This is a genomic window from Desulfobacterales bacterium (assembly GCA_029211065.1).
Lineage (GTDB): Bacteria > Desulfobacterota > Desulfobacteria > Desulfobacterales > JARGFK01 > JARGFK01.
Genome location: JARGFK010000001.1, coordinates 142233 through 158551, shown reverse-complemented (window position 1 = coordinate 158551; position 16319 = coordinate 142233). Strand labels below are relative to the sequence as shown.

General features: G+C 53.2%; 17 protein-coding genes. 1 reads left to right on the top strand and 16 read right to left on the bottom strand.

The features are described from left to right. A partial coding sequence (locus P1P89_00800; GenBank protein MDF1590022.1) for a transposase occupies nt 1–305 on the top strand: 305 nt, incomplete at its 5' end. A gap of 675 nt (nt 306–980) precedes the next feature. Here the strand turns inward: P1P89_00800 and P1P89_00795 are convergent. The 16 genes from P1P89_00795 to P1P89_00720 all read right to left on the bottom strand — a co-directional run bounded on the left by P1P89_00795 (nt 981) and on the right by P1P89_00720 (nt 16243). Continuing rightward, a complete protein-coding gene (locus tag P1P89_00795; protein ID MDF1590021.1) occupies nt 981–1367 on the bottom strand; it encodes a MarR family EPS-associated transcriptional regulator in 387 nt (128 codons plus the stop codon). A gap of 326 nt (nt 1368–1693) precedes the next feature. Then, nucleotides 1694–2629 carry an ornithine carbamoyltransferase gene (argF, locus tag P1P89_00790; protein ID MDF1590020.1) on the bottom strand — a complete coding sequence of 312 codons (936 nt, stop codon included), beginning with the start codon at nt 2627–2629 and terminating at the stop codon, nt 1694–1696. Nucleotides 2630–2718: 89 nt separating this feature from the next. Next, on the bottom strand, nt 2719–3093 hold the full coding sequence (locus P1P89_00785) for a four helix bundle protein (GenBank protein ID MDF1590019.1): 375 nt from the start codon (nt 3091–3093) through the stop codon (nt 2719–2721). Between the two features lie 43 nt (nt 3094–3136). Continuing rightward, nucleotides 3137–4324 (bottom strand): acetylornithine transaminase, encoded by a 1188-nt coding sequence (locus P1P89_00780; protein ID MDF1590018.1) that lies wholly within the window; start codon nt 4322–4324, stop codon nt 3137–3139. A gap of 321 nt (nt 4325–4645) precedes the next feature. Next, on the bottom strand, nt 4646–5521 hold the full coding sequence (gene argB, locus P1P89_00775) for an acetylglutamate kinase (protein ID MDF1590017.1): 876 nt from the start codon (nt 5519–5521) through the stop codon (nt 4646–4648). A 381-nt stretch (nt 5522–5902) separates the two neighbouring features. Further along, nucleotides 5903–7276: an ATP-dependent protease ATPase subunit HslU gene (gene hslU / locus P1P89_00770; GenBank protein ID MDF1590016.1), complete on the bottom strand. Its 1374-nt coding sequence runs from the start codon at nt 7274–7276 to the stop codon at nt 5903–5905. Between the two features lie 191 nt (nt 7277–7467). Further along, the gene (locus P1P89_00765) at nt 7468–7698 is read right to left on the bottom strand and encodes a hypothetical protein (GenBank protein MDF1590015.1); all 231 of its coding nucleotides are present in this window, start codon (nt 7696–7698) and stop codon (nt 7468–7470) included. Between the two features lie 46 nt (nt 7699–7744). Further along, nucleotides 7745–8293 carry an ATP-dependent protease subunit HslV gene (hslV, locus tag P1P89_00760; GenBank protein ID MDF1590014.1) on the bottom strand — a complete coding sequence of 183 codons (549 nt, stop codon included), beginning with the start codon at nt 8291–8293 and terminating at the stop codon, nt 7745–7747. Between the two features lie 382 nt (nt 8294–8675). Next, on the bottom strand, nt 8676–9626 hold the full coding sequence (locus P1P89_00755; protein ID MDF1590013.1) for a tyrosine recombinase XerC: 951 nt from the start codon (nt 9624–9626) through the stop codon (nt 8676–8678). Beyond that, entirely contained in the window at nt 9623–10210 is a 588-nt protein-coding gene (locus P1P89_00750; GenBank protein MDF1590012.1) for a haloacid dehalogenase, read from the bottom strand. Before P1P89_00750 ends, P1P89_00755 begins: the two co-directional genes overlap by 4 nt. A 257-nt stretch (nt 10211–10467) precedes the next feature. Continuing rightward, nucleotides 10468–10800: a transcription termination factor Rho gene (locus tag P1P89_00745; protein ID MDF1590011.1), complete on the bottom strand. Its 333-nt coding sequence runs from the start codon at nt 10798–10800 to the stop codon at nt 10468–10470. Nucleotides 10801–11169: 369 nt separating this feature from the next. Next, entirely contained in the window at nt 11170–11925 is a 756-nt protein-coding gene (locus P1P89_00740; GenBank protein MDF1590010.1) for a slipin family protein, read from the bottom strand. A gap of 91 nt (nt 11926–12016) precedes the next feature. Beyond that, nucleotides 12017–13306, bottom strand: coding sequence for a nodulation protein NfeD (locus P1P89_00735; GenBank protein MDF1590009.1), 1290 nt, complete (start codon nt 13304–13306; stop codon nt 12017–12019). Between the two features lie 294 nt (nt 13307–13600). After that, on the bottom strand, nt 13601–14320 hold the full coding sequence (locus tag P1P89_00730) for a uracil-DNA glycosylase (protein ID MDF1590008.1): 720 nt from the start codon (nt 14318–14320) through the stop codon (nt 13601–13603). 222 nt (nt 14321–14542) lie between these two features. After that, nucleotides 14543–15733, bottom strand: coding sequence for a bifunctional phosphopantothenoylcysteine decarboxylase/phosphopantothenate--cysteine ligase CoaBC (gene coaBC, locus P1P89_00725; protein MDF1590007.1), 1191 nt, complete (start codon nt 15731–15733; stop codon nt 14543–14545). Nucleotides 15734–15742: 9 nt separating this feature from the next. Then, nucleotides 15743–16243 carry a hypothetical protein gene (locus P1P89_00720; protein MDF1590006.1) on the bottom strand — a complete coding sequence of 167 codons (501 nt, stop codon included), beginning with the start codon at nt 16241–16243 and terminating at the stop codon, nt 15743–15745. Between the last annotated feature and the right edge of the window lie 76 nt (nt 16244–16319).

The following is a 16319-nucleotide window of genomic DNA, read 5'->3' as shown; positions in this document are numbered from 1 at the left end:
CCAAAGCGGCCGAATGTCTGGAAAAGGATCGTGAGCAGTTACTGACCTTTTACGACTTCCCAGCCGAGCATTGGAGGCATATTCGTACCACCAACCCGATCGAGTCGACATTTGCTACGGTCCGATTACGAACTGATAAAGTCCGAGGCTGCTTTTCAGCCCAGACGGTTATCACGATGGCATTTAAACTCTGCCAGTGTGCGCAGAAAAGATGGATTCGTCTCTACCATCCTCAACGCCTGGCGGAAGTAATCAGAGGAGTACAATTTGTCAATGGCATTGAAGAATCACGGATCGCCGCCTGATCCTTCATACACAACTCTTGACAATATCTCGTCAATTGGTCCCGTCCAGGACGTACCATGGCACGACGCAATTTATGAAGCCAAGTCCACGCAGTATTGTAACTTCCAAGCCCGAGAACTCTTTGCAAACCAAGAGCGCTGGTTCCATGCTTTTGACTTGTCACAAACCACATGGCAAAAAACCAAGTCCGAAGTGGCTTGTGCGTTTTATGAAACAACGTTCCAGAAGTAATGGAGGTTTGTCGTTTACATTTTCTGCAAAGAAAGAGACCACGTCCTGTCAAAGATGGTTTCTCCGTAATGTCCCCACAGGGGCAACAGAAGCCTCTCGGCCATCGAAGTTTAGCGATATAATCAATGCAGGCATCGTCGCTGCTAAACCATTCATCAAATTCTTGGAATGTTTTAGGATAATCGATGCCAGCAACAGGGTGTCTTGGCTCCTCCATAACCGCATACTACACCATGTGGTCGGTTGAGTAAAGTGCATACCCACTATTCCGTCTCATTTTATTTCATTTACCGGGATGTTTAGACAGCTCCGCCTTCTGGGTTCAGCGGCCAAAACCAGTTTAACTTATTTTAATTATTAATAATTTGTATATATGGTGAAAACGAGATTGAAGATTCCCTGCAGTCCCGCCAGGGCGGGACGGGGAATGCGCTCGTTGCGGTTCAGAAAACCCGGCCGGCTTCATCCGGCATTTCGTCCTGGGCCAGATCCAAAGGCTCCGCTACATTTGCTTCCCGGGCCAGTTCGCGAATCTGGTTTTTGATCTCATTGTATTCAGATATTTTGCGCTTTAAAAAGCTTACGGTCAGGCCGGCTTTGGCCTCCAGACCGCTGGGGGTCAGTTTGTAAAGGTATTGCAGTTTATTTTCGGAGTCCTTAAAGCGGTTGATTCTGATGAAACCCTTTTTGGCCAGCTCGGCCAGGCAGAAATTGACCTTTCCCAGGCTGATTCCCATTTCTCTGGCCATTTCCCGCTGGGTGAAATTGGGGTTGCGGTTCAGAATCTTGAGCAGCCGATATCGGATCTCCTGCTGGTAATCATTGTTCATGACATGAACATTTAGAATAATTAGGGAGTTATGTCAAGAAAAAATAAGGCTGAAGGTTGAAGACTGAAGGAAAAAAAGATGAACATTTGAACCGCAAAGACGCGAAGGACTCAAAGGGTTTTTGATTTGTACCGACCCTGCAGGAAAGATGCAGGGCTCGATACACAACCATGCCCGACAGGACAGCGCATTGCGATAGTTTTGTTCCACAGGACCGCGTTTAAGCATGTCTCTAAAATGGGCATCTTCTTTTCCGATTGTTGATCTTTGATTGATGCTTTTCGATTTAAGGGCGTTTCCAATCGTCCATCGTCCATCGCCAATCATCAATCGCTTTTCCCCCTGCCCCATACGCCCATCAGGGTTTCCAGGATCGCCTTGTGCATGTGCATCTTGTTTTCCGACTGGTCCCAGACAACCGAGGCCGGCCCTTCCAGAACCGAGTTGCTGATTTCTTCGCCGCGGTGCGCCGGGAGGCAGTGCATGACAATGGCATCTTTGGGCGCTTTTTTCATAAGGGTGCTGTTGACCTGAAACGCGGCAAACGCGCGCTTGCGGGAAGCGGATTCACTTTCCTTGCCCATGCTGGCCCATACATCCGTATATATCACGTCGGCGTCCCTGACGGCCTTTACCGGGTCGGAGGTAACCTGGATCCGGCCGGTTTTCAGGAGGAGCGTTTTTTTCAAGACCCGCTCGTCCGGATAATACCCTTCCGGGCAGGCCAGCACCAGGTTAAGATCCAATACCGCCGCCGCGTTGATCCATGAATGCGACACATTGTTGCCGTCCCCGACCCAGACGATGTTGACGCCGGCGTAACCCTTTTTAAATTCAACTATGGTCATCAGGTCGCTCAACACCTGACAGGGATGATACATATCGGTCAGCGCGTTGATGACCGGGATGGATGAAAATTCGGCAAACTCCTGCAGCAGGTCCTGGGAATACGTCCGGATCGCCAGGCAATCCAGGTATCTGGAAAGTACCCGGGCGGTGTCCCGCACCGGCTCGGACCGGGCCATCTGGGTGTCCCGGGCGCTGATAAAAATAGAGTTTCCCCCCAGCTGCGCCATGGCCGCCTCAAAGGACAGGCGCGTACGGGTGGAGTGCTTGTCGAAAACAAGACCGAGGGTTTTGGCTTTCAACGGCATATCCAGGCGCCCCTGCTGGTGGCGCTTTTTCAGTTCGGCTGCCCGTTTAAAGAGCCGGTCAAAGTCTTTTTTTTCCAGATCCAACAATGTTAAGATGTCTTTTTTCAAAATAAATCTCCAAAGATTTAGCTGTTGAGCTGTTGAGCTGTTGGCTGTTGAGCTGATAAGCTGTTGGCTGTTGAGCTGTTGAGCTGATATTATTTCATGGATTTTATTAGTGCATTAATCATTTTCGTCAGCTCTAAACCCATCTTGTTAAATTCTACCACTTTTTTCTTTTCTATCCACGCTGCCTTGTTCATAATTTCAAGGAGAGTGATCACTTCAAACAATGATCCTCTGGCTATATATAAAAACTGGATAAACTCTTTAGTGGTTTGACGTCCCTTGCCTTCGGCAATATTCATTGCCACACTGGTACTTGCCGACTCAAGCTGTTCTATTAAACGATAATGTTTACGAGGTCTATCAAACTCGTCAATAAATTGGATAACCCTTTCAGCAAACTGAACCGCTTTTTGCCATACGGTCAAATCCTGAAAGGTAAATATGTTTTTATCATCCAAACCCATTGTTTTTAGCCATTATCAGCTTATCAGCTTAATAGCTTATCAGCTATTTTTCACTGAAAATTTCATCCAGGCACGCCACCAGGGCGTCGACTGCGTCTTTTTCGATGATCAAGGGCGGAATGAACCGTAAAATCGTGTCCTGAATGCAATTGATTAAGAACCCCTTCTCCATGCATTTATCAACCACCGGGGCGCCGTCGATTTTAAGCTTGATGCCCAGCAGCAGCCCCATCCCCCTGACATCCACAATGACATCATGGCGCTCTCTGAGGGTGTTGAGTTTTTCTCTAAAATACACGCCGATCCGGCTGCAATGCTCCAGCACGGCCTCTTCCGTAATGGTTTTGAGCACGGCCAGGGCGGCGGCCGTTACAATGGGCGTGCCGCCGAAGGTGGAAGCGTGCGAGCCCGGACCGAACGCGGCAGCGACCTTTTCCGTGGCCAGCATGGCACCGATGGGCAGGCCGTTGGCCAGGGCCTTGGCCAGGGTCATGATGTCCGGCGCCACCCCGAAATGTTCATAGGCGAAGAGTGTGCCGGTCCGCCCGATGCCGGTCTGGATTTCGTCAAAAATAAGAAGTGCGCCGGCCTCATCACAGATTTCACGAACAGTCTTTAAATACTGCTGGTCCGGACAACACACACCGCCTTCGCCCTGGAGCGGTTCGAGGATCACCGCGCAGGTGGAAGCGTCGATTCTGTTCCGCAGGGCGTCCGGATCGTTATACGGGACAAAGTCAAACCCCGGCAGAACCGGATCGAACCCTTTCTTGATTTTATCCTGGCCCGTAGCCGACAGGGTCGCCATGGTGCGTCCGTGAAACGATTTTTCCATGGAAATGATGCGAAAGCGGCCGGCGTCGCCCTTTTCGCTGAAATACTTGCGGGCCAGCTTGATGGCCGCCTCGTTGGCTTCGGCACCGCTGTTGCAGAAAAAAGCCCGGTCGGCAAAACTGTGCGCCGTCAACCAGGAGGCCAGATCCGTCTGGGGCCGGGTATAGTAGAGGTTGGAGACATGCCAAAGCATGTCGGCCTGCCGGCAGAGCGCCTCGGCCACCCGCGGATGGGCATGGCCCAGGTTGCACACGGCAATGCCGGATACAAAATCGGTATAGGCCTTGCCGGTTTCATCCCAGAGGGTGCATCCTTTGCCCCGGGTGACGGCAATGGGAAACCGCTTATAGGTTTTGGCCATTACCGTGTCGGCTGTCTTGATGGTCTCGGTGTTCATGGTCTTTCGCTTTCTCTCAATTTTTAGGGTCGATTCACCGCTGCTTCGGTTCGTGGTTATTCGATCCGAAAAAGCAACTTAACCGCAAAGTCGCAAAGGACGCAAAGGGTTTCATTTTCTTCCTGATCGGGTAAAACGATCCGGAAGAAGGCTAACGCCCTGCGGGACAGTATGCTGCGCGGATTTACTCCCCAGGGCCACGCTTAAGCATGTCTCATAGCAGGCATCTTCTTTTCCGATTGTTGATATATGATTGATGATTTTCGATTTAAGGGCGTTTCCAATCGTCAATCACCAATCGCCAATCATCAATTACTCTTTCTACTGCTTCACTTCCGTGCCGATGCCTTTGTCGGTAAAAAGCTCCAGCAGGAGCGCATGCCGCTTTTTGCCGTTGATGATGTGGACTTTTTCGACTCCGCACTTTACCGCCCCCAGGGCGCACTCAATTTTTGGAATCATCCCGCCGGTGATGATGGTTTTCCGGAGCATCTCTTCGGCGCCGGCGGCATCAATGGATGAAATCAACGCGCCTTTAACGTCCAGCACACCGTCCACATCCGTCATAAAGATCAACCGGCCGGCGTTCAACGACATGGCGACCTTGCTGGCCACCAGATCGGCGTTGATATTAAAGGTTTCCCCGGCGCTGCCGACGCCCACCGGCGCAATGATGGGAATGAATCCCTGCTGGGTCAGCGTATTGATGATGGCCGGATTGATCTGGGTCACCTCACCCACCAGGCCGGGATCAATAATTTCCGGGGGTTTGTCCACTTCGGTCTGATGGATGATGTGAAGCTTCTGTGCCAGGATCAGTCCGCCGTCCTTGCCGCTCAGGCCCACCGCCTTGCCGCCCTGCTGGTTGATCTGGGCCACGATGGCCTTATTGATCTTGCCGCCCAGGACCATCTCCACCACATCCATGGTGGCCTGATCCGTGAGCCGCATGCCCCGCACAAATTTGGGGCTGATGCCCATCTGCTCCAGCACCTGGTTGATCTGGGGGCCGCCGCCGTGGACCACCACGGGGTTCAAACCGATAAATTTCATCAGGGTAATGTCCCGGGCGAAGTCCTCCTTCAACTGCTCGTCCACCATGGCATGCCCGCCGTATTTGATCACAATGGTCATTCCGTAAAAGCGGCGGATATACGGCAGCGCCTCGATGAGTATGTCGGCCACATTGGGGGTCATTGTTTCACCTGCTTCATATTGTCATTTAGAAAAAATGTTTATTACCTTCCCGTATTCAACCTTCCAGACCGCAAAGGGGTCGGGGATCGGGGGTCAGAAGTCATAAAATCCGGCGTACGGTAAAAGGCGCAGGGCGCACGGAAAACAAACCCATTGTTTCTTCCCCTTAGCCGTAAGCCTTTAGCCTTGCGCCGTGGCCTTTCTCTGCCTAATGCTTACTCCCTGCTGCCTACTTTTTCTCAACCTTCTGTCTTCGGCCATTCTTATCCGATTGTTGATCTTTGATTGATGATTTTCGATTTAAGGGCGTTTCCAATCATCCATCACCAATCGCCAATCATCTATTGATAACCCCTTCAGCCTACCTACCTTCAGCCTTATTTACAATATATACCGGCTCAGGTCCTCATCGTCCTTGATATCTTTTAATTTATTGTTCACAAACGCTTCATCGATGACGATTTTCTTTTCAGCCATATCCGGCGCTTCAAACAGAATGTCTTCCAGCAGGCACTCCATGATGGTATGCAGCCGCCGCGCGCCGATGTTTTCGGTGGCGTTGTTGACCTCTTCGGCAATCGCTGCGATCCTTTCAACGGCAGCGTCTTCAAATCCCACATCGACGCCTTCGGTCCGCAAGAGCGCAATGTACTGCAGCAGCAGGGCATTTTTGGGTTCGGTCAAAATCCTGACGAAGTCGCTGCGGTCAAGGGAGTCGAGCTCGACCCGAATGGGAAAGCGGCCCTGCATCTCCGGTATCAGGTCCGACGGCTTGGCAATGTGAAAAGCGCCCGAGGCGATAAACAGGATATGATCGGTCCTGACCGGTCCGTACTTGGTGGTGACCGTAGAGCCTTCCACGATGGGCAGCAGATCCCGCTGGACCCCTTCGCGGGAAACATCCGGTCCGTGCCCGCCGTTGCTGCCGGCGATCTTATCGATTTCATCCAGAAATATGATCCCGGACTGCTCCACCTTTTCGACGGCCTGGCTGACGACCTTGTCCATGTCCACCAGGTTCTGGGATTCCTCCTGGGCCATAATCTCCAGCGCTTCGGGCACCTTGACCTTGCGCTTTTTAGTGGCTTTGGGCATCAGGTTGTTGAACATATCCTTGAAGTTTATTCCCATTTCCTCCATGCCGACATTTGAAAATATTTCAACTACCGGCATGGCCCGTTCAGACACCTCCAGATCGATGTAGCGGTTGTCGAGTTTGCCGGCCCGCAACATTTCGCGCAGCTTTTCGCGGGTGGCGTGGCCGTCGTTCGGCGGCGGCAGCGCAGCTTCAGCCTGCATTGCGGCCGCCCCGTCCGGTCTCGCCGCCCCGGATGCCGGCGTTTTGGGTAGCAGCAGGTCCAACACCCTTTCTTCCGCGATGGCCCGGGCCTTGTCCCTGACCGCTTCCTGCTCCCTGGACTTAACCATATTGACCGACAGTTCGGTGATGTCCCGGATCATGGATTCCACATCGCGCCCCACATAGCCGACTTCGGTAAACTTCGAGGCTTCGATCTTGATGAAGGGGGCGTCCGCCAGTCGCGACAGGCGCCGGGAGATCTCGGTTTTGCCGACCCCGGTGGGGCCGATCAGGATAATATTTTTGGGCGCAATTTCATCCCGCAGGTCCGGATCGACCTGCTGCCGCCGCCAGCGGTTGCGCAGAGCAATGGCAACCGACCGTTTGGCTTTATGCTGCCCGATGATGTATTTATCCAGTTCTATGACGATTTCAAATGGTTTCAGTTCGCTCATGATGTTCGTTGATCTCTATGTATTCGTTTTTTGATTCTGCCGAATATTAAAAACATATTGTCGGTTGCCTGCCATTCGGCTTTGGGTCATTCGACCCTGAGGTTCATGACCGAAGGGCTTACAGCCGAGAGGTTGTCCGTCGTCCGTTCCCGCGCCGGAGCGCTGGGACAATAAAACAATTAAACCGCAAATCAGGCTTCGCTAAAGCTACGACCCGACAGGGGCGCGAAGGACGCCAAGGGGTTGCTTAAATTTTCTTCCGGATCGGGTGTATCGATCCGGAAGAAGGCCAACGCCCTGCGGGGCAGATCATTCCGCCGGTTTTGCGCCACAGAACCGTGTTTAAACATGTCTCTAAAACGGGCCTCTTTGCCCGAACCGCAGCCGGCCATGCTTTTCCGGTCGGCACCCGGTTCGGGCAAAAGCCTTCGCGCCCTTTGCGCCTTTGCGGTTCATCCCTGCTGCTTCTTACAGTTCTTCCACCGTGATCACATTGTTCGTGTAGATGCACAAAGAGGCCGCGATCTCCATGGCCTGCCGTGCGATCTCGACTGCCTCCAGGTCGGCATATTTCAACAAGGCGGTTGCTGCGGCCCGGGCCGCCATTGCGCCCGAACCGATGGCGATAACCTTGTCGTCCGGTTCAATCACATCGCCGTTTCCGGAAATCAAAAAAGTGATGGAGTGGTCCACGGCGATCATGATGGCTTCGAGTCGGCGCAGGTATTTATCCGTTCGCCAGTCCCTGGCCAACTCAACGGCGCTCCGGGTTAAATTGCCGTTGTACCGCTCCAGTTTGGTTTCCAGGCGGTCAAAGAGGTTGAGCGCGTCGGCGGTGGCTCCGGCAAACCCCACGATAATCTTCTCGTTGTACAACCGGCGAACTTTGCGGGCCTGATGTTTAACGATGGTGTTGTTAAGGGTCACCTGGCCGTCGCCGGCAACCACGACCTTGCCCCGGTGCCGCACCGCCAGGATCGTGGTGCCGTGAAAGCTTGTTGATTGAACGCCGTTCATCTTCTGAACCTCGCTACCGTTAAACGGTTTTTGTTTTCTTTGTATTCACCCTTTGTGGCCTGTTGTAAGTCGTCCTTTCCCGCGCTGAAGCGATGGAACGAAAAAAAATAATTGAACCGCAAAGGCGCAAAAGACGCAAAGGGTTTGTTTAAATTTTCTTCCGGATCGGGTGTAACGATCCGGAAGAAGTCTAACGCCCTGCGGGGCAATTTATTCCGCCGGTTTTACGCCGCAGAACCGTTTTTAAACATGTCGCTAAAACGGGCATCTTTGCCCGAACCGCAGGCGGCCATGCTTTTCCGGCCGGCACCCGGTTCGGACAAAAGCCTTCGCGCCCTTTGCGCCTTTGCGGTTCATCACTAAATCGGTTGCCCGTCACTGCTCACTTTCGCGGATGCGCTTTGTCGTATGTTTCCATGAGGCGGTCGATGCTGACATGGGTGTACTTCTGGGTGGTGGACAGGCTTTTGTGCCCCAGCAGTTCCTGCACCACCCGCAAATCAGCGCCGGCATCCAGCAGATGGGTCGCAAAGGAATGGCGCAGGGCGTGCGGCGAAACCGGTGTTGCGATGCCGCATGCCAGCGCTGTTTTATCCAGTATCCGCGCGATAGACCGGGCCGTCAGACGGCCATAGTTTTTATTCAAAAACAGGGGGCCGTCCTTGTCCAGCCAACCCCTGCCGGTCTTTGCACCGCTTTCCGCCTTGAGCCGGTCCCGATAAGCCCGGACGGCTTCACCGGCTTTTTGCCCGATGGGGACGATTCGCTCCTTGTTGCCTTTGCCGAAAACACGAACGACACCTGCATTGAAGTCCACATCCGAAAAATTCATACCGGCAATTTCCGAAACCCGCAAACCGCAAGAATAGAGCGTCTCAAAGATCGCACGATTCCTCATACCCAGGAGGGTATCGGTCGTGATTGAATCGAGCAGGCGAAACATGTCGTCCACCGGCAGGTAGACCGGTATGGTCTTGTCCTGCTTCGGCGTCAAGACCGAATCAACCGGATTTTCCTGCAAAGCGCCGTGTTTCACTATATACCTGAAAAATGACCGAACCGCCGACAGCTTGCGCGCCACAGTGGCTTTTTGATTTTTCTTGTGCAAAACGCCCAGGAATTCCCTGATCATCAAGCCGTCCACCCGGCAGGCGCTGACCTTCGCCTCCGCCCCATTCGGATGCCCACCCTGGAGCCGTTTTTTGGCAACAAAAGCCGAAAATTCCTGCAGGTCATGCAGATACGCACGGCAGGTGTTTTGGGAATAGGCTTTCTCCGTGGAAAGCGACTCCACAAAAGATCGGATCAAAGTTTCCAGGAGGGCTGCACTCATATGGGTCCCATGGGATAAAAATCGATCATTTCTTCAAGCTCGCTCCAACTGCCGACCTCGGTAAAGGGATGCGCCTTTCGATTCCAGGGCCGCTTGAAAAGGATCGGCGTTACCCCTGCGGCCTCAAGGGTGTAGCAGGTTTCCAGTCGATCCTCTACAAAAAAGGAAATATTCCGGTTTACCAGCACATCCGCTTTAGCGTCGAATGCCCCGGTGGCCACAATATCGATACAGGTCCGGTCGAGGGGCAGAATCCCTTCGATCCAATCTAAAATGGAGTCCAGGCTGGGGCGGGCCGTGACAAAAAGAAGCGGCCGGTGATAGCGGGAAAGCCGGGAAAGAACTTCCGGCGCGCCTGTCAGCGGCAATAAAGGGATCGAAAAATTACCCTCGACGATCCGGCTGAATATGGCCTCTAAAATCCCTTTGTCGATATCGATGCAATCCTCCACCATGTAGCTGGTGATGTCCGCATGCCGGTACCGATCCAACCGGTAGTCGTGCCGGGCGATCTCCAGAAACAAAGACATGGTGTCGGCCACGACATCATCGATATCAAAGGCCATGGAGGATGGATCGATCACATTACGCCTGCCACTACAATCATAAAGATAGAATCATTTGAACCGCAAATCAGGCTTCGCTAAAGCTACGACCCGACAGGGGCGCAAAGGACGCCAAGGGGTTTTTCAGATTGTTGATCTATGATTGATGATTGTTGATTTAAGGGCGTTTCCAATCGTCAATCACCAATCGCCAATCGTCAATCGCCAATCATCAGTCATCAATTATTACCCTTCAGCTTTTTTTGCTGAACCCCGATCCCTGACACCCTGTCCTTTTATGCCGGCCTGCGGGTTTTTTTCTTGAGTCGGGAAATCCGCCGGCGATATACCACCGCCTTTTTTCTGTCATCGGCTTCAAGGGCCTCCTGGCGCACGGTCTTCATCGCCCGAATCTTCTTTTTAATGCTGCGCACCGAGGTGTCGGCCTTTATCTTAACCGGCTTGTCCGCAAATCCCCTTGCCTTTCGAACGGCGTCATACAGCTCCGTCTTGTTCATCCCGTGGACGCCGGTAATTTCAGGGATTTCTTTTGCAATTTCGCGCAATTCCTTAACCGTTATTTTCTCCAACGGTTTTTCTTTTACCTCTTTTTTCTTCTTTCCAGCCATATTCAGTTGGTCTCCTTTCCACGTGACGTAACCGATTATAAAGAAGCAGAATCGGACCGTCGGCTATTCCGGATATGATCCTTAGATAAAAAACACAAGCGGAAGCTATAAAGCCGCCGCCTTGTTGTTATAAACGCACCGCATAAACAACGGTCTGGGGTACGCCAATGAATGCCACTAAATGGATGTCTTGTCAATAGCAGAACAGGGCCTACGGCACAAGGCGAACGGCCCATGGCAAGTTGCGGTTGAGGTTAAGATTCAGTCACCTTCTCAACCTCAGCCTTAGACGCAACCTTCTGTGTATTATTTCTTACCCCTGAGCCGTAAGCCTTTAGCCATGCGCCCATTATTTTTTACCCTGAACCCTTATTTTGCCTTTTCATCCATCAGCTTCAACAGGGGACGAAACAGATCCATCGGAAAGGGAAAAATCGTGGTGGTATTTTTCTCGGCCGACATTTCCCGCATGGTCTGCAGATACCGAAGCTGCAGGGCCATGGGATGCGCCTGGATAATTTCAGCGGCTTCCGCCAGTTTTGCCGCCGCCTGAAATTCACCTTCGGCATTGATCACTTTGGCCCGCCGTTCCCTTTCGGCTTCCGCCTGCTTGGCCATGGCCCGCTGCATCTCCTGGGGAAGGTCGATGTGTTTGAGCTCCACTGTGGCGACTTTGATCCCCCACGGATCGGTATGCGTGTCGAGGATCTCCTGGAGTTCGGCATTTATTTTTTCCCTGGCTGCCAGCAGCTCATCCAACTCCGCCTGGCCGCACACGCTTCGCAAGGTCGTCTGTGCCAGCTGGGACATGGCGTATTGATAATTTTCAACCTCTATCACCGCCTTGACCGGATCGACGACCCGAAAATAAATAACGGCATTGACCTTCACGGACACATTGTCGCGGGTAATCACGTCCTGGGGATCCACGTCCATGGCCACCAGACGCAAACTGACCTTGACGATTTTATCAACCACCGGGATCAGGATGATCAGCCCCGGGCCTTTGGCCTTGATCACCCGGCCCAGTCTGAATATGACGCCGCGTTCATATTCATTTAAAATCCGTATGGCCGACGATAAAAACAGCGCAACCAGTATGACAATGGCTATGGTTGTATACATGGCAATCTCCTTTAAGATACGTCTATTGTTTGGATCATTTGAATTTTGGCCATTAAATATTGTTTCGGATTTCGTGCTTCGGACATAGGCTTCAGCCCTTCAGCGGTTCAACCTCTATGATCAGATTCTCCACTTTCACAACCCGCACGCTGACACCGATCCCTATCGGTTCGGCCGAACGCGCTTTCCACAGCTCGCCATGCACCTGAACCTTGCCCTCGGGCTCAAGCCTTTCCTTGACCACACCGGTCTCACCCACCAGACCCTCTGAGCCGGTCCGCGGCCGGGATGTCTGGGACTTGAAAACAAGACCTGCCACCACGACAAAAAAGCCGCACACCAGCGCCAGGGTTGGCAGCATCACGCGCCAGGCTACCCGCAATTCAGGGCTGGCCCCTTCAAACAGCATGATGGAGCCCAGCAGAAATGACAACACACCGGCCACGCTGAGAAGCCCGTAGCTGGTGATCTTCATTTCCATGATGAAAAACACCACCGCCAGCAGGATCAGGAGAAACCCGGCATAGTTGACCGGAAGCGTCTGGAAGGCAAAAAAAGCCAGCACCAGAGAAACCGCGCCGATCACCCCCGGAAATATCGCGCCGGGATGCGACAGTTCGAAATAAATTCCGGCGATGCCGATCATCATCAGGATATAGGCGATATTGGGATCGCTGATGGTTTTCAGGATCTTAGTGCGCAGGCCTTCTTCCAGAACGGTTGTTTTGGCGCCGTCCAGTTTTAAAACACCCTTGCCGGAAATCGTACGGCCGTTAATCTGACGGATGAGGTCGTCCATATCAGTGGCGATCACATCGATAATATTTTCCTTGAGCGCTTCGGTTTCCGTAACCGATACGCTTTCCCGGATGGCTTTTTCGACCCAGGCGGCATTGCGGCCCCGTTTTTCAGCCACGCTTTTTGCGTGCGCCACCATGTCGTTGACGACTTTGTCCGCCATGGTCTTGTCAATTTTTTTGCCGCCGATCCCCACCGGATGGGCCGCACCGATATTGGTCCCCGGCGCCATGGCGGCAATATCGGCCGCCATGGTGATCATGACACCGGCCGAAGCGGCCCTGGCCCCGGCCGGCGCCACATAGACCGCCACCGGTACAAGGCTGCCGAGTATGGCCATTTCAATGTTGCGCATGGATTCCGCCAGCCCTCCGGGCGTATCCAGCTCTATAATAATCAGCGCAGCCTGGTCTTCGGCCGCCTGGAGAATCCCTTTTTTGAGATAATCGGCCGTGCCCGGACTGATGGCGCTGGACACACGGATGACATAAACTTCCGGTTGTCGGGTAAAACCCGTTTCCGGACCGCCCAGCAGCACCAGGGCGACGGCAAACAGCATATATAAAAGTTTAATCGGTTTCATGAGGTTAATATAAACCTTATTTGAATTTTTAACAATCAATTTTCGGAAATCAGAAGTCCGGTTTGCTGAAACAGCAGCACTATTGAATCGCAAATCAGTCTTCGCTAAAGCTACGACCCGACAGGTCAGGCTTCGCTAAAGCTACGATTCGACAGGGGCGCGAAGGACGCAAAGGGGTTTGATAATTTTCCGATTGTTGATCTATGATTGATGATTTTCGATTTAAGGGCGTTTCCAATCGTCAATCACCAATCGCCAATCATCAATGACTTGCCACCGCCTACTTGTCAATCGTCAATCCCCCGTCCCTTCCAGTTCCCGCATCAGCTTCTGGACATCCTCCCAGACGTCCCGTTTCCGTTCCGGGTTCCGCAGCAAAAAGGCAGGGTGGTAGGTCGGCAGCACCCTGACGCCGCGGTAAGGATAAAACGATCCACGCAGTTTGGAAATGGGAATATTTGTCGCCAGCAGGGTTTGCGCGGCAAATGTCCCCAGGGCACAGATAAGCTTGGGTTTAATGGCAGCGATCTGACGCTCCAAAAAAGGCGAGCAGGCTGCGATTTCATCCGGCGCCGGATTTCGGTTGCCGGGCGGTCGGCATTTGACGATGTTACAGATATAAACGTCTTTACGGCTGAGCTTCATGGCCTGGATGATCTTTGTCAGGAGTTGCCCGGCGGCGCCGACAAAGGGCTCCCCCTGCTGATCCTCCTCATGGCCCGGTCCTTCGCCGACAAATACCAGCCTTGCCTGGGGATGTCCGGAACCGAACACAATATGGCTGCGGCCGGCCGCCAGCCCGCAGCGTCGGCAATCGCCCAGGTCCGTGCGGATCTCCGCGAGGGTTTCCCCACTCCCGGCGGAGGGATTTCCCCATGCAGCAATGGCGGCCAGGCATTGCGGGGAGGGGTCAAAACCGCGGCAACCGCTCCGGGCCATAAACCGCAGGGTATGGCCGATTTCCGTCACAACGGTGTTCAGATCTTCTCTGTTCGGTCCTATTTCTACAGTCATTTTTTCCCGTGTAATCGTTCCACAGTAAATACTACACGCCCTCCAAAAGAGGGTAATTTTATTTTAATTTCACCGCAAAGGCGCAAGGCTCGCAAAGGTTATTTTTCTGTTGCTTTTCGCTGAGAGGTCGAAAAGCAACAGATTATTCTTTTCTCTGCGGCCTCTGCGTCTCGAGCGAAGCGGGCGGTGAAAGGATTTAGTTGGCCGGTGCCTGCCGGATTATCAGGAAAACCGCTCCTTGACCCGGTCCAGCAGAATCCGGGCAACCGATTCCTTTTCCATGGTGTCAAGGGATTCAACACGGCCGTCTTTAAAAAACAGGGTGACCTGGTTGGTATCGGACCCGAATCCGGAATGGGAATGTCCCACCAGATTGGCCACGATGATATCACAATTTTTTTCGATGAGTTTTTTTTCGGCATTCTTTTTTAAGTCTTCGGTTTCAGCCGCAAAGCCGACCAGGACCTGCTTCTTTTTCATCCGACCCAGGGCGCGGAGAATGTCCTGGTTTTTGGTCAGGGTCAGGCGCAGTTCATCTTTGTCTTTTTTAATCTTGTTTGCCGCTATCTCAATGGGGCGGTAGTCGGAAACAGCCGCCGCCTTGATGATGACGTCCATGCGGTCCGCATACTCAAAAACGGCCGATGCCATTTCCCCGGCCGAACGGACCCGGACCGTCGCCATATTGAGCGGATCCGGCAAATGGGACGGACCGCTGACAAGAGTTACTTCAGCCCCGCGCTGTTCGGCGGCCCTGGCAATGGCGTATCCCATTTTTCCCGAAGACGGGTTGCCGATAAACCTTACCGGGTCCATGGCTTCGTATGTCGGCCCGGCGGTTACCAGGACCCGCTTCCCCTGAAAATCCTTGGGCGTCAGGCCGCTGATCAGCCGGTCGAGAATCAGTGCCGGGTCCGGCAGGCGTCCGGGACCGGTGGTGCCGCAGGCCAGATGGCCGCTGGCCGGCGCCATAACGGTATATCCCATCTCTCTGAGCCGTTCCAGATTCAGCTGAACCGGCCTGCTATCGAACATATGCGTGTTCATGGCTGGACAGACAAAGACCGGCGCCGTCACCGCCAGCAGCAGGGTGCTGAGGGCGTCATCGGCGATGCCGTTGGCAAGCTTGGCGATAATATTGGCGGTTGCCGGCGCAATGATGACGGCATCCGCCTCCCGGGCCCAGTCGATATGCCGGATGGAAGCGTCCCCGTCGTCTTCGAAAAGGCCGGTGCAGACGGGTTGACCGGACAAGGCTTTAAATGTCATCGGCCCCACAAACCATTGGGCGTTCCGGGTCATCACCACCCGCACGGTTGCGCCCGCCCCGGTGAGCAGTCGCAGCAGTTCAACGCTTTTATAAGCCGCAATCCCCCCGGAAACACCCAGAATAATCGTTTTATTTTGAATCACGGTCTGCTCCTATTTCAACAGGCCGCTGCCGGCGCCGTGCGCCGCCCCGGAACCGGTTTCCATCGTGGTGGGAGAAACCCATATTTCCGTATAGGTAGTGAAATCTCCCTCCGTAATATTGATCGCGCACCAGCGGTTTTCCTTGTTGAACAGCATGAGGGTCCGACGGGATTTGAAATAGCTGATGAGCTTCCAATTGTCTTTGGTCATGTTGTTGTAAAAGAAATTGATGAGGGAGTTGATCTCCACCCTTCCCGTCAACGCCATCACCCCGGCTGAAAATCCCGGCGTCCGGAACACAAAGGAGGCATCCTTGTCGACCTTCAATTCACTCGGCACCAAAACATCACCGAAATCATAGTACAGCGGTACAGGCCCCTTGTCTTTCTTGGCGGAAGGGGCGGATTCCCCCCCTTTGATCTTGGAACCGGCGCAGCCGCCCATGACCAGCACAACAATTGCCACCCCAACCCCTATCAACCACCAGCTTCTCTGCCCTGTTCGTTCCATAACCCATCCTCCTTCTCGAGAGACCCTTGACATACGTCCCGACGACTTAACCTTCGAAATCATAATCAACTACTTG